Annotated in this window: 9 protein-coding genes and 1 tRNA gene; 4 read left to right on the top strand and 6 right to left on the bottom strand. The window is 66.3% G+C overall.

Annotated elements, in window-relative coordinates:
- Positions 1-172: 172 nt before the first annotated feature.
- A complete protein-coding gene (locus OF829_RS05980; RefSeq protein ID WP_264939073.1) occupies positions 173-865 on the top strand; it encodes a dienelactone hydrolase family protein in 693 nt (230 codons plus the stop codon).
- A gap of 396 nt (positions 866-1,261) precedes the next feature.
- Here OF829_RS05980 and OF829_RS05975 read toward each other — a convergent pair whose 3' ends face one another.
- The 3 genes from OF829_RS05975 to OF829_RS05965 all read right to left on the bottom strand — a co-directional run bounded on the left by OF829_RS05975 (position 1,262) and on the right by OF829_RS05965 (position 5,188).
- A complete protein-coding gene (locus OF829_RS05975) occupies positions 1,262-1,888 on the bottom strand; it encodes a YjbE family putative metal transport protein (RefSeq protein ID WP_406701405.1) in 627 nt (208 codons plus the stop codon).
- Between the two features lie 32 nt (positions 1,889-1,920).
- Positions 1,921-2,577, bottom strand: coding sequence for a YjbE family putative metal transport protein (locus OF829_RS05970; protein WP_264939072.1), 657 nt, complete (start codon positions 2,575-2,577; stop codon positions 1,921-1,923).
- Positions 2,578-2,899: 322 nt separating this feature from the next.
- Positions 2,900-5,188, bottom strand: coding sequence for a DNA translocase FtsK (locus tag OF829_RS05965; protein WP_264939071.1), 2,289 nt, complete (start codon positions 5,186-5,188; stop codon positions 2,900-2,902).
- Positions 5,189-5,345: 157 nt separating this feature from the next.
- On the opposite strand from OF829_RS05965, the gene OF829_RS05960 reads away from it, so the two are divergent.
- Together OF829_RS05960 and OF829_RS05955 are read left to right on the top strand one after the other, a co-directional pair.
- Entirely contained in the window at positions 5,346-6,563 is a 1,218-nt protein-coding gene (locus OF829_RS05960; RefSeq protein ID WP_264939582.1) for a UbiH/UbiF/VisC/COQ6 family ubiquinone biosynthesis hydroxylase, read from the top strand.
- A 12-nt stretch (positions 6,564-6,575) separates the two neighbouring features.
- Positions 6,576-7,319 (top strand): DUF695 domain-containing protein, encoded by a 744-nt coding sequence (locus tag OF829_RS05955; RefSeq protein ID WP_264939070.1) that lies wholly within the window; start codon positions 6,576-6,578, stop codon positions 7,317-7,319.
- Between the two features lie 9 nt (positions 7,320-7,328).
- Here the strand turns inward: OF829_RS05955 and OF829_RS05950 are convergent, their stop codons facing one another.
- Together OF829_RS05950 and OF829_RS05945 are read right to left on the bottom strand one after the other, a co-directional pair.
- Positions 7,329-7,940: an LON peptidase substrate-binding domain-containing protein gene (locus OF829_RS05950; RefSeq protein ID WP_264939069.1), complete on the bottom strand. Its 612-nt coding sequence runs from the start codon at positions 7,938-7,940 to the stop codon at positions 7,329-7,331.
- Between the two features lie 10 nt (positions 7,941-7,950).
- The gene (locus OF829_RS05945; protein WP_264939068.1) at positions 7,951-8,895 is read right to left on the bottom strand and encodes a tetratricopeptide repeat protein; all 945 of its coding nucleotides are present in this window, start codon (positions 8,893-8,895) and stop codon (positions 7,951-7,953) included.
- A 174-nt stretch (positions 8,896-9,069) separates the two neighbouring features.
- Between OF829_RS05945 and OF829_RS05940 the strand changes: the two genes are divergently transcribed.
- A tRNA-Gly gene (locus tag OF829_RS05940) sits at positions 9,070-9,144 on the top strand.
- A gap of 230 nt (positions 9,145-9,374) precedes the next feature.
- On the opposite strand, the gene OF829_RS05935 is transcribed toward OF829_RS05940, so the two are convergent.
- Complete coding sequence (locus tag OF829_RS05935) at positions 9,375-13,469, bottom strand: NACHT domain-containing protein (RefSeq protein WP_264939067.1); 4,095 nt, start codon at positions 13,467-13,469, stop codon at positions 9,375-9,377.
- Positions 13,470-13,507: the final 38 nt, after the last annotated feature.

Genomic DNA, 13,507 nt, shown 5'->3' with positions numbered 1-13,507 from the left:
CGCGGCTATCGTGCGAAACATGACCTATGCGCGCGACTGGGGCGTGGTGACAACGCCCATCGTCCCCTGCCACCGTATTGTGGGGAGCGACGGGCCCGGCCACGATTCGGGCGGGGCGGGATCGTCCCAACCATCGGTTGCTGGCGCATGAGCGGCGTCATGGAGAGAAGAAATGATTTCGATTCAGACACTTGATGGCGATGCCAGCTTCCAGGCTTATTGCGCCGAGCCCGTGGGCACGCCGCGCGCCGCGATCGTCGTGATCCAGGAGATTTTCGGTGTGAATCAAGGGATTAGGCAGAAGTGCGACCGGCTGGCCACCGAGGGCTATCTGGCGGTCGCGCCTGATCTCTTCTGGCGGCTCCAGCCGGGCATCGAACTCGACCCCGATATGCCCGAGCAGTTCAAGGAGGCGCTCGGCTGGATGGGCAAGTTCAACCAGGATGCGGGCATCCGCGATATCGAGGCGACGATCCGCTGGGCGCGGGGGCGGCTGGGCAGCGGCGGCAAGGTGGGCGTGGTCGGCTACTGCCTGGGCGGGCGGCTGGCGTACATGACCGCGGCACGCACCGATGTGGATGCGAGCGTGGGCTATTATGGCGTCGGGCTCGACGGGCTGCTCGGCGAGAAGCACGGCATCGCGCATCCGCTGCTGCTCCACATCCCGCAGGAGGATCATTTCGTCGACAAGGATGCGCAGGCGGCGATCCATGCCGGCCTCGACGATCATCCCAGGGTGACGCTCTTCGACTATCCGGGCGAGGATCACGGCTTCGCGACCGAGATGGGCAAAAGGCGCTCGGCGGTCTCGGCCGATCTGGCGGATTCGCGGACCTCGGCGTTTTTCGCGGAGAATCTGGGCTAGAGTCTGGACTCAGTAGCGCACCAGGCTGGGGCGTCCCGGCATGTGAAAGGTGACACTAGGGTAACACTGCCGCGCCTGTCTTGCGCCGCGCGGTTTCTGGGGAAAAGGCCTGGTTCGCCAGGTGCGGATCGACAGGGTCAAAGAGCGGCCGGAGCGACCGGCTGCGCGAGCCAAGCAGGCGAAATCCTACATTTCAAGGGCTTGGGAAGTGGACTCAACGAACCACGCCCTGCAACGCCAATTGAGCGCAGCCCCCAGGTTGAGAACCCAACCAAGTAGCTGAATTTATGTCGTCACCCCGGCCTTGAGCCGGGATCCCGCTATCTCGCGCTACGAAAGAAGAAGCGGGACCCCGGCTCAAGGCCGGGGTGAGTGGAGAATGATTGAGTCCCCAACCTAGACCAACGTCACCAGCCCGGTCTCGTGATGGACGATGCCTTCATAGACCATCCGGATCGCGACCCAGACGATCACCGCCAGCCCGACGAACCCGATCCAGCGGTTGCGCTCGATCACGCGGGCGATGAAATTGGCGGCGAGGCCCATCATCGCGACCGAGAAGAGCAGGCCGAAAATCAGGATCGCGGGATGCTCGCGCGCGGCGCCCGCGACGCCCAGGACATTGTCGAGGCTCATCGAGACATCGGCAAGCGCGACCGACCAGGCGGCGGCGGCGAAGCTTTTGGGAGGCCTGGTGGGGACCTCCTGATGCGGGCTGCCCGCGCGCAGCTCGCGCCACATCCGCCAGGCGACCCAGAGCAGCAGCAGTCCGCCCGCGAAAAGCAGGCCGATCACCTGGAGCAACTGCGTCGCGATCAGCGCGAAGCCGACCCGCATCACCAGGGCGGCGCCGATGCCGACCAGGATCACCTGGCGCTGCTGCCTGTGGGGCAATCCCGCGGCAAGGGCGCCGACCACCACGGCATTGTCGCCCGCGAGCACCAGATCGATCACGATCACCTCGCCCAGCGCCTGCCACGCGTCGGGGGAGAGCGAGAAAAGCGAATTCAGGTCCATCGTCATGGGGCAGGAACGCTCCGGCGCGCCCGCGGGCCTCAGAAGATCAGATGGAGAATGCCGATCTTGTTGTCGACAATGCCCTCATAGATCATCCGGACGGCAACCCACAGGATCACGACGAGGCCGATATAGGCGATCCAGTGATAGCGCTGGATCAGCCGGGCGACGACATTGGCGAGCAGCCCCATCAGCAGGACCGAGAAGCTGAGCCCGATGAACAGCAGGGCCGGATTCTCGCGTGCGATCGAGGCGACGAGCAGCACATTGTCGAGGCTCATCGAGAGATCGGCGATGGTGATCTGGATCGCCGCGGCGAGGAAGGTCTTGGCGGGCTTGGCTAGCGCGGCCTCGGCTTCGATCTCCTCGAGCGTATGGGCGGTGTGATGGCGCGCGGCGTGGCGGATCTCGTGCCACATATTGTACGCGACCCAGAGCAGCAGCAGCCCGCCCGCGAGCACCAGCCCGGTGATGTGGAGCAATTGCACCGCGATCAGCGAGAAGCCGATCAGGAAGACCAGCGCCATGGCGACGCCGAGCATCAGCACCTGGCGCCGCTGCTTCTCGGGCAGGCCGGAGGCGAGCGAGCCCATCACCACGACATTGTCGCCGGCCATGGTGAGGTCGCCCAGGATGATCTGGCCCAGGCTTGCGAGCCCCGAGGGCGTGAAGATGGCGGCGAAGTTGAAGCTCATGCGCCTGCCCTAGGGTGTGTACTCCATACCCGCAACGGTCGTGATCGCCCTGTGAGCGGCGCTGGCAAGGAAGGTCGCGCAGTCGCGTAGCGGTGCTACGCGCAAGCGGCGTGACGCCGTCCAGCGCCGCTCACAGGGCGACCCCTTCGGGGCGGGCGCATTTTGGCGCACAGCGGCGTCGCGCGTCGGTCACGATGGAAATCCATCGCTCCCTCCTTGCTCCTACCTGTGCGCCAAAATGCGCTCCGTCACGGCCATTGCGGGTATGGAGTACACACCCTGGCGGTCTTGCTCCCCTCCCCGCAAGGGAGGGGGCCGCGCGTCACAGCGGCCGCCCGTCGGTATCCATCAGCACCTCGCGCCGCCCGACATGATCGGGCTTCGAGACCAGCCCGTCGCGCTCCATCTGCTCGATGAGGCGGGCGGCGGAGTTGTAGCCGACGCGGAGCTGGCGCTGGAGCCACGAGGTCGAGGCCTTCTGGCTTTCGGCGACCAGCTGGACCGCGCGGCGATAGAGCTGCTGCTCGGGCGAATCGTCGCCATCGGGGCCGCCTTCGAGCGCAAAGCCGCCATCCTCGGGCTCCTCGGTGACCGCGGAGATATAGTCGGGCTCGCCCTGGCCGCGCCAGAAATCGGCGACCGCCATCACCTCCTCGTCGCTGACGAAGGGGCCGTGGACGCGGGTGATCTGCTTGCCGCCGGGCATGTAGAGCATGTCGCCCTTGCCGAGCAGCTGCTCGGCGCCCTGCTCGCCCAGGATCGTGCGCGAATCGATCTTCGAGGTGACGTGGAAGCTGATCCGCGTCGGCAGGTTCGCCTTGATCACGCCGGTGATGACGTCGACCGAGGGGCGCTGGGTCGCCATGATCAGGTGGATGCCCGCCGCGCGCGCCTTTTGCGCGAGCCGCTGGATCAGGAACTCGACCTCCTTGCCCGCGGTCATCATCAAATCGGCGAGCTCGTCGACCACCACCACGATCTGCGGCAGCGGCACCAGGTCGAGCGTCTCCTCTTCGTAGAGCGGGCGGCCATTCTCGTCATAGCCGCACTGGACCTTGCGCCCGAGCTTCTGGTTCTTGGCCTTGGCCTGCCGGACCTTGTCGTTGAAGCTGGCGAGGCTGCGGACATTGACCGAGGCCATCATCCGGTAGCGATCCTCCATCTGTTCGACCGCCCATTTGAGCGCGCGCACCGCCTTGGGCGGATCGGTGACGACCTCGGCGAGCAGATGCGGGATGCCCTTGTACATGCTCAGTTCGAGCATCTTGGGATCGATCATGATCATCCGGCACTGGTCGGGCGTCAGCCGGTAGAGCAGCGAGAGGATCATGCAGTTGAGCCCGACCGACTTGCCCGAGCCGGTGGTGCCCGCGACGAGCAAATGCGGCATCGGCGCGAGATCGGCGATGACGGGATCGCCGCCGATATTCTTGCCGAGCACGAGCGGCAGGCTGGCGCCCTGATCCTCGAAGCTCTGGCTGCCGATCAGCTCGTGGAGATTGACCGGCTCGCGCTTGGCGTTGGGCAGCTCGATGCCGATCACGCTGCGGCCCGGGATGGTCGCGACGCGCGCCGAAATGGCGGACATGTTGCGCGCGATATCGTCGGCGAGCTGGATCACCCGGCTCGCCTTGATGCCGCTCGCGGGCTCGAGTTCGTACATCGTCACGACCGGGCCGGGGCGGACCTCGACGATCTGGCCCTTCACATGGAAATCGTCGAGCACGCTCTCGAGCAGCCGCGCATTGCGTTCGAGCGCGGCCTTGTCGACCGCGGCGTTGGTGTTCGGCGGCACCGCCTTGAGCAGGTCGAGCGGCGGCAGCTTGTAGGTGTCGCGGAAATCGAGGCTGGTCTGGGTCGGCGCCCTGGCGCGCGCCGGGGAGGGCTGGAGGTTGCGGTCGGCGATCACCGGGCCGGGGCGCGCATCGGGCATCGCCACCTTGCGCGGCTGGGGCTTGGGGTTCGGCGCGTCGAGCAATTTCGGCGGGCCGTCATCGTCATTCTCGGCCTTGAAGGGCAGCTTGGGCAGGCTCCAGTTGCGCTCGGGCAGGCTGAAATCGAGCGCGCGCCACCAGATCCAGAAGCCCAAAGCCGCGATCAGCACCGCGAGGGCGCGCCCGATCCAGAGTGACGCCGTGGCGTCGCCGATCAGGCTCAGCGCCCAGCGGATCGCACCGGCGAACACCAGCCCGGTCAGCCCGGCGCGCTGTGCGGGCAGGGTCGAATCGAAGGGGATGAAGGCGAAGGCGGTCGCGATCAGCGCGGTGCCGAGCCAGGCGCCGCGCAGCATCCGTCCCCAATCGCCCACCGGCCGGTCGCGCCACAGCCGGTTGGCGGCGATCAGCGGCACGGGCGCGAGCAGATAGATCGACACGCCGAAGATCGAGAAGAGCATGTCGGAAAGCCACGCCCCGAACGGCCCCAGCAGATTTCGGGCAGGCCCGCCGGACGCGGTGTTCAGCGAGGGATCCTGCGCATGATAGCTTGCGAGCGCGAGCGCGAGCAGCAGCACGCCGAGAAACAGCAGGATGCCGCCGATCAACGCGCCGCTCCGCCGGGCGCCAGCCTTCATCGTGTCGCGCCAAACCGGCGCCTTTGCCCGGGTCGCCAACGGCCCAGCCTCCGGATTTTCAGGGGGTGCGGCGGAATCATCGCGTACGGCGAGTCCCGCGTCAAGACGGACTTGTTTTGTACTCGCCATTTCCGTCATCCCGGCTTTCGCCGGGATGACGCTTTGTTTTGAGGGGAAGAGGTCTTAGGGCGTGATCATGGATTCCGCGGACATTCTCATCCTGGGCGGCGGGCTGGTCGGCAGCGCGCTTGCGGTCGCGCTCGACCGGCACGGGATCAGCGCGATCGTGGTCGATCCCGCCGATCCCGCGACGATCCTCGCCGCATCGTTCGACGGCCGCGCCTCGGCGATCGCCAGCGCCCCCTATCGCATGTTCGAGGCGATCGGCGTCGCCGAGCGGCTGACGGGCAAGGGCTGCCCCATCGCGGGCATCCGCGTTTCGGACGGCCTTGCCCCGGGCGCGCTCGACTTCGAGCCCGATCCCGATACTGGCGCGCTCGGCTACATGTTCGAGAATCGCGATCTGCGCACCGCCCTGCTGGGGGCCGCCCAGGCCGCTCCGCACGCCGATGTCCGGATGAAGACCCGCGCCGTCGCGGTCGAGCGCGGCCCGCACGGAGTCACCGCCCGGCTCGATTCGGGCAAGACCGTCCGCGCCCGGCTGCTGATCGCCGCCGAAGGCCGCAATTCGCCGACGCGCGAGGCGGCGGGGCTCAAGGTCGCGCGCTGGACCTATGATCATGCGGCGCTGGTGGTATCGCTCCATCATGAGCGTTCTCACGAAAATATCGCCTTCGAGATCTTCTATCCCGAGGGGCCGTTCGCGATCCTGCCGTTGGTCGACGATGCCGAGGGTCACCGCTCGGCGATCGTCTGGTCGGTGCGGCGCGATCACGCGCCCGGCATGCTTGCCCTGTCCGAACGCGCCTTTCTCCACGAGACCGAGAAAAGGATGGGGGGCTTCCTCGGCAAGCTCAGCCACCTGACGCAGCGCTTCAGCCATCCGCTCGGCTTTCACCACGCCGCCTGGATCACTGCCGACCGGCTCGCGCTGGTCGGCGACGCCGCGCACGGCATCCATCCGATCGCGGGCCAGGGGGTGAATGTCGGCTTCCGCGACGTGGCGACGTTGGTCGAGGTGCTGGTCGAGGGCAAGCGCCTGGGGCTCGACCTCGGCGACCCGCAATTGCTCGCGCGCTACCAGCGTTGGCGCGGGCTCGACACGCTGATGGTGGCGGCGGCGACCGACGGCCTCACCCGCCTGTTCGGCGTCCCCGGCAGGACCGCCAGCGCGGTCCGCCGCTTCGGCCTCTCGGCGGTGCAGAAGCTCCCCCCGCTCAAGCGCGCCTTCATGGCCGAAGCGCGCGGCGAGAGCGGCGAGGTGCCGAAGCTGCTGCAAGGGCTGACGGTCTAAAAGGGCGCGCAGATGGCTGGAAAATGGGACTTCTATTTCTGCCTCATCGAAGACCAGCCTGCGTCGATCTATTTGGACCTCGCCTTGATCGAGCGGGCGCCGATCCGCAGCCTATCTGCCTTCGCCTACATTCGCCTATATATGAACCAGCCGCGCCCCGATGGCCTCTCAAGCAGTCAGGAATTCGAGACACTATCGGCCATCGACGACGCCCTTGTCGCCAATGTAACAAGCACATGTGGCGGCCATTACGCTGGGCGCACCACTTCTGACGGTGCGCGCACCTACTATTTCTATCCTGCCAAAATCCCGATGTTCGAAGGCAGTGTCGTGCAGGCGATGCGAGCCTATTCGGGCTACGAATTCGAAGTGGGGCATCGGGACGACCCCGAATGGCTGGTCTATCGCGACTTTCTCTACCCTTCGGCCGCCGACCGCCAACGCATGCTGAACCGGGATGTGTTGGAAGCGTTGCGGGATCACGGCGACCGGAGCGATCTGCCGCGCGAAATCGATCATTGGATTTTCATGCCGGATCGCGGTCGTGCGATGCGATTCGCTCAATGGGCAGAAGCGCAGGGGTTCGTTGTCTCTGAGTGCGAGCCACATGAAGACCAATACAAGGTACGGCTGATTCGTATCGATGCACCGACGGATATCGATGAGGTAACCCTACCGCTCCACGAGCGGGCCGTTGAACTCGGCGGTAACTATGACGGCTGGGAATGTCCGGTCGAAGCACCGGAAAAACACTAGAATCTTAAATCATTGCAGCGTCGAAACCCCTTCGTCGCCGTGCCGGCCATAGAATTGCATCAGCTGGACGATCAGCTCGGCGCGGTCGGATAGCCGGCCGGCCTCGAGCAGCGCCTGTTTGGAGGCGACGTCGAACGGCGCGATCTGGGCGATGCCGTTGACGAGCGATTCGTCGTCCAATCGGCTCACAGCCTCCCAATCGACCGCATAGCCCTGGGCGTCGGCGAAGCGGCGCGATTCGATCTCCAGCGAGGCGCGTTCGGCCATGCCCAGGATCTCGCCTTCCTGGCTCACCTCCAGCTCGGCCTCGATCTGGCGGAACGACGTCGTGACATCGAGTTCGCGCAGGATGGTGAAACGCGCCAGCCCCTCCAGCACGATATCGAACCGCCCGTCATCGAGCGCCTGGACCTCGGCGATCCGCCCGACACAGCCGATATCGAAGAGCGGCGCGGGTTCTCCGGGGCCGCGCGGCTGGATCATTCCGATCCGCCGGTCGCGCGCGAGGCTGTCGGTCACCATCGCGCGGTAGCGCGGCTCGAAGATGTGGAGCGGCAGATGCATCCGGGGGAAGAGCAGCGCCCCCGCCAATGGGAAAATCGAAAGCCGCGTGACCGTCATGTCCCGGGGATCATCCGAACAGGATCGCCGAGAGCCGCCGCCGCTGCGCCGAGACCCAGGGATCCTCGAGCCCGACCGCCTCGAACAGCTTGAGCAGCCGCTGGCGCGCGGCGCCCTCGTTCCACTCCTTGTCGTCGGCGATCATCGCGAGCAGCGTGTTCGCGGCGCCGTCGCGGTCGCCCGCGGCCATCTGCCCGCCCGCGAGTTCGAGCCGCGCTTCCATGTCCTCGGGGTTGGCGGCGGCATGCGCGGCGAGGCCGGACATGTCCTCGACCGGCACCGATTCCCTGGCGAGCGTCACCGCGGCCTGGGCGCGCTCGACCTCGGGCGATTTGGCGAGTTCCTCGGGCAGGTCGGAGAGCGCGGTCTGCGCCTCGTCGATCCGGCCCAGCGCCAGCAGCGCGCGGGCGCGGCCCGCGGTGACGCCGGCATGCCCCGGCGCCATCTCGCCGATCTGATCGAAGATCGACAGCGCGCGCTCGGCATCGCCGTCCGCCAGCACCTGTTCGGCCATCGCGAGCAGCGGCTCGATCTCGGCTTCGAGCTGCGCTTCCTCGCTGCCCACGGGGAGCTGGCGCAAAATCTGGTCGAGCGTGGTGCGCAGCTGGGTCTCGGTGCGCGCCTGGCTCAGGTCGGCGACCAGCTGGCCCTGGAACATCGCATAGACGGTGGGGATCGAGCGCACCTGAAATTGCGCGGCGATGAACGGGTTCGCATCGACATCGACCTTGGCAAGGGCGACGCCCTTGGACGCATAATCCTCGGCGACCTTTTCGAGCACGGGCGCGAGCTGTTTGCACGGCCCGCACCAGTCGGCCCAGAAATCGACGATGACGAGCTTGGTCATCGAAGGCTCGACGACGTCGCGGCGGAAGGCGTCGACGGCTTCGCGTTCGGCGGGGGTGAGTGCGGCACTGGCCAAGGGAAGCTCCCGGTTCGTTGGCCCGATTCTCATGGGCGTGAATTTGCGGGCCTATGTGGGGGCTTGCGGGGCGAAGGCCAAGCCTTTTCCCGTGTGGGTCCGCCTCGCGATGCGCTGATGATTCTTGGGGGCTTGCCCCGCCATGGGACCGATGCTAGTGGCCGCGCCTCACCCGCCCGGAGCATCTTGGCTCGGGGCAACGCCAGAGCGGGCGTAGCTCAGGGGTAGAGCGCAACCTTGCCAAGGTTGAAGTCGAGGGTTCGAATCCCTTCGCCCGCTCCAGTCTTTCCGTTTTGCGACGTGATCCTTCGCCCTCGGGTGCCGCGCACGAACCCTCGATTCCCTTGTTGGCCCTTCGCGCTGCCGCGCTACGGGCGTGGTTCGAATCCCTTCGCCCGCTCCAGCTTCGCTGCGTGATTTAGCGCAGCTAAATCGCGAGTATCAGCGAAGCTCGGCCGGCGCCACGTGTGGCGACCGACGGCGCGGCTTTGCCGTGCCGGAACCCAGCGATACTAAATCCCCGGCTGGTCGCCCTCTGCGTGCATGAAGGGCGCGACCAATTCCGGCTCGCCGCCGTGCGCCAGCCAGGTCTGGATCAGCGTCTGGTACGCCGGGCCTTGATTGTTCGTCTCGAGCCAGGCCGCCACGGCGTCGCGCACGACGGCCCTGTCGCCGCCGGCGAGCAGCCATTTCTTGAGCAGATAGTGGCTGCGGAATTCGCCCCGGTTATCCGCGAGATAGCGTTCGACATAGGGACGGATATGTTCGGCCTCACCCCCCGAGGTTAGCCAAGCCTGCATGACATAGGAGGATTCGGCATTATCGCCGCCAACATCGCGCAGCCATGCCGATACCTGCTTTCCGACAATCTCCGGCCTGCCATTGGCTTCGAGCCATTTGCGCAACAGCGCCGCATCCTCGATCGACGGATTGGCATCCAGCCACCTGGCCATCGCGCCCTCGATCGGCTGCGGCTCGCCGACATCGCGTATCCAGACGAGCAGGATGCCCCCGGCATCGGGAGCGATGGCATGGTTTTCGAACCAGGCGAGCAGATGGGTGCGCCACTCCTCAGGATCCACCGCCGTCCTGATCCAGTGCCGCAACAGGCTTCCCGCGACGCCGTGCCCCGGATTCGCGCCGAACCATCTTAGAAACGCCTCCTGCACGGCCGGCCAATCGCCACCCGCGCGAGTCCAGAAGCGAATGACATAGCCCGCATGATGATCTTCGGCATGATCGACCAACCATGCGATCAGGGCATCGCGGACCAATGCAGGGTCGCCCTTGGCACGCAGCCAGGATTGGAGAACCGAATGCACCGCGGTCTGCCCCTCGGCGCCGAGCCAGGTTGAGACCGTATCGCTGATCGCGCGCGAATCGCCGTCGGCCGAAAGCCAGCCGTCGATCAGATAGCGCGCCTGCGGGTCGGTGCCGTGAACGCCGAACCAGATGCCGACCGGGCCCTGCACCAGCGCCGGCGATCCGCCCGCGCCCAGCCAGGCTTCGATGAGATACCGGGCGACGGGCAGCGTGCCGTGCAGCGCGAGCCACTGCGTCACCGCGCCGCCGACCACGGCCACGTCGCCGCCGGTGCGCAGCCAGGCCTGCAGCATATTGTGTGCTCCGATCTCCAGTCCGTGGGTTTCGAGCCAGGCCAGCAGCGCCTGACTCTCGCCTGGTGGAACCTCGCCATTCGCCAGCCCGTCTTCCGCCAGCCGGCCGGCCGGCGATTGGGCCCCGTCCTCGGCCAGCCCGGTCGGTATCCGGGGCAGGACCAGTTGGGGATCGCCGCCCGCCCGCAGCCATGCCTGCAGCACATAGGCGGCGGGCTCGCTATCCGAATGGACGCCGAGCCATCGCTCCACCGCCTTGCTGACCAATTGGGGATCGCCCTTCCGCCTCAGCCATCGTTGCAGCAGATGATGGGCGTTGAAATCGGCCCAATGCGTTTCGAGCCAGGCCGAGACCTGCGGCTCGATTGCGGCCAGGTCGCCTTCCAGACGGAGCCAGGCGGTCATCAACTGCGAGTCGTCCGCCTCGCCCTCATGATGTCGCAGCCATGCCAGGATCCGGTCGCTGAAACGTTCGCGGTTTTCGGTCGCTTTCAGCCAGGAGCGCAGCAGCCGGTCCGCCTCGGCGGAAAGGCCGTGCGCGCCGAGCCAGATATCGATCGAATTCTCGACGGCCGCTGGCGAACCCTTGCTGCGCAGCCAGGCGGTGAGGAGATAGCGCGTCTCGCTCTCCTCGCTGCGGGCGACGATCCAGGGAAGGAGATAGGTGTCGATCGCGCCGATCGGGCCATTCGAGCCCAGCCAGGCGCTGTAGAGAAACGACGCCTCTGCGGTGCCGGCGAACGTGGCGAGCCAGATGCGCACATAGGGAAGGATCCACTCTTCGGGACCCACAGCGTCGATCCATGCCGGCAGCACGGTGGAAGCGGCGGGCGTATCGGCACCGCCGGCCGCAAGCCAGTTCTTCACATAGTCGCTGATTTCCTCCGGCGGGAGTTTGGCGAGCAGCCAGGCGACGAGCAGATAATGATAGGTCGGCGAATAGCCCTCGCGCTCCAGCCAGCGCAGCGCCCGGTCGCGATATTTCGCGGGGAACAGCCGGAGCAGGCGGCCGAAGATCCACCCATGATCGTTGCGCGCCAATACCCCGTCGAGGAAGGGTTCGAGCGTTTCGCCGGCTTCCCGCTTCCAGTCCTCGTCCTTGGATTTGACCACCCCGATCGCGAGCTGCGAGATCGGCACGTCGCAATCCGGATTGTCGCGTGCCTCGGCGGCCAGATTCGCGACCCGCCGCAGCGATTCGATCTTGCTGCGATCGTCGAGGAGGCGGCTCCGCAGCAGCGCGACCGCGCCCTGCGCCAGCGCTTCGGGATGCTCATTGGCGAGCCGCGCGACGAGGGCGGGACCGTCGATCGCGCGGAAATGCCCCTGGTTCGACAGCCGGTCGAACGCGGTGATCGCGGTGCCGACAGCACCTTCGGCACCGGCGGAAATCAGGACGTCGCCCGCCCGGAAGGTCGCCGTTTCGGGCGATTCGAGCACGTAGCGGGCGAGCAATGCGTCGGCGAAGATATCGTGCGCGGCCGCGATCATGTCTTCGTCGGGCTCGATCCAGTGATCCTTGAGCAGCAGATCGAGCAACTGCCGGGTCTCGGCGTCGCGGCCCCGCATCGTTTCGAACTGCGAACGGGGCAACGGCAGTTGCGCCGCGATCTCGGCCAGCCGCGCATCGGCGCGAGCCTGATCCAGTCTCTGCATCTTGACCGCCGCGCGAACGCGCTTGTCGATCCAGCGCGCGAAATCGTCAGTGTTCAACAGCATCGAGAACTGGCTGTCGAAATCGTTCGGGAAATTGCGCCAGAGATAGAAGGCGAAGGCCGCAAGGACGGGCACATTGCCGCAGATCCGCGCCATCAGGTCCGGATTGGGCACCTCGCCATGATCGAGGATGCGGCGAACCACCCAGCGCGCATATCGGACGTTGTTCGCGTCGGAGAGCGGGATGACGGTGAGCGGCGCGTCGGCAAAGGCCTCCTGGATGATCGGGAGCGCGCCCGAGCGGCAGGTGGCGACGATGCGGATCTTGTGACCGTAGAGCGCGACTTCGTTGCAGGCCGCCGCGAAGCTCGCGAGCTGCGCGACGCGTTCCGAATAGTCGATCACCAGCACCGCCCGGCCTTCGGACTTGAATTCGCGCGCCAGCTCGTGGACGACCGAGGGGCTGGCGGTCGGGGCGATGCGCCACACCGCCCAGTCCAGCTCCTGCGCGCGCTTGCCCAGTTCGAGCGCGAGCCGCGTCTTGCCCACGCCGCCGGCGCCGGTGATGATGATGTTCTGCCCCGCCCCTTCGAACAACAGGCGCAGCATCCCGGCTTCGTCGCGAATCGATTCGGATGGGGTTTCGCTGTCCTCGAGGAACTGGGTCCGCGAAAAATAGGGGAGCCGGTTGCCTTGCAGAAAGGCCTGGAAGCGCGCCGTGCCTTCGTCGCTTTCGTCGGCGAGGGGCATGATTCCCGGAATGCTGCCGAACCAGGAGAATTTGAGCGCGGGCAGCACCGCCAGCGCGCCGGAAAAGTCGTTCCAGCCCAGGACGCGCGCCTTCACCTTGGCGAGGTGCGCCAGTCCGGGCAGCTTGGCCATGTCGCGAAAAAATTGTTCGATCTCGCGCCGGAGCGACTCCTGGTCGCCTTCATGGACGAATTCCCCGCTGGTGCAGAACCAATAGCCGATCACGGGGCAATCCGTGTCGAACCAGGGGGCGTAGATGTCGGGGATCTCCCGCTCGGGCGCCGAGGTCAGCTTGCGCCAATTGTCGCGCAGGATGCTCGCGACCTTGCGCCATTCGCGCTTGGGCCCGTCGGTGCGGGTCTGCGCACAGAATTTGGATTCGACGACGATGCAATCATCGGTGCCGCGCGCGGCATGATCGATCGCGCCATCCTTGCCGCGGCGAAAATGGGGGCGAAGATAGCGTTGGCCGCGAAACTCGGAAAAATGGCCCGCGGACAATATTTCCCAGACGAAGCGTTGAAAATCGTCGCCGTCGCCGTCGCTCTTCAATAGCCGTTCTTCGAATGGTTTCGTAATCGCCACCCTGACTCCCTGGCGATCGCCACGCGCTTTATTGCGCG

It is taken from the genome of Sphingomonas caeni (assembly GCF_026013415.1).
In the GTDB taxonomy this organism is placed as follows: Bacteria; Pseudomonadota; Alphaproteobacteria; order Sphingomonadales; family Sphingomonadaceae; genus Sphingomonas; species Sphingomonas caeni.
The sequence above is the reverse complement of the archived record's forward strand: the minus strand, read 5'-3'. Positions and strand labels throughout refer to the sequence as shown.